Annotated in this window: 1 protein-coding gene; it reads right to left on the bottom strand. The window is 69.5% G+C overall.

Features of this window, described 5'->3' with window-relative positions; translation table 11 throughout:
- Window positions 1–12 precede the first annotated feature (12 nt).
- A partial coding sequence (locus AC0IYH_RS30055; RefSeq protein WP_471837755.1) for a hypothetical protein occupies window positions 13–354 on the bottom strand: 342 nt, incomplete at its 5' end.

The raw sequence follows: 354 nt of genomic DNA, 5'->3' as shown, positions 1-354 counted from the left end.
GAGGCCGCTGGCTCACGGAGTCAGCGGCTTCCCCGAGTCCTTCCACCGATCCAGCACCTGCCCCGATTGCGGCAGCATGTCCGGCATCGGCGGGCTGGCCGGCGCGGCCTGCGCCGCCGCAACGACGCCGGGTGCGGAACTCACCGCTGGCAATGTTGGAACGACCGGCGCATGACTTCCCACCGCGGGTTCGCCGCCGCGATACGCTTGCGAGAACGCGCGCGCCGTTCCCCAATACCCTTTCCAGCGATGGAAGAAATGCGCGCCGACCACGTCGGTCATGACCAGCGCCCGGTTCCACGCGGGGGTCACGGCGTAGGTCTGGTAATGCGTCGCCAGACCGACCGGCGCGAA

Source organism: Pseudomonas sp. AC463 (genome assembly GCF_979253585.1).
The sequence above is the reverse complement of the archived record's forward strand: the minus strand, read 5'-3'. Positions and strand labels throughout refer to the sequence as shown.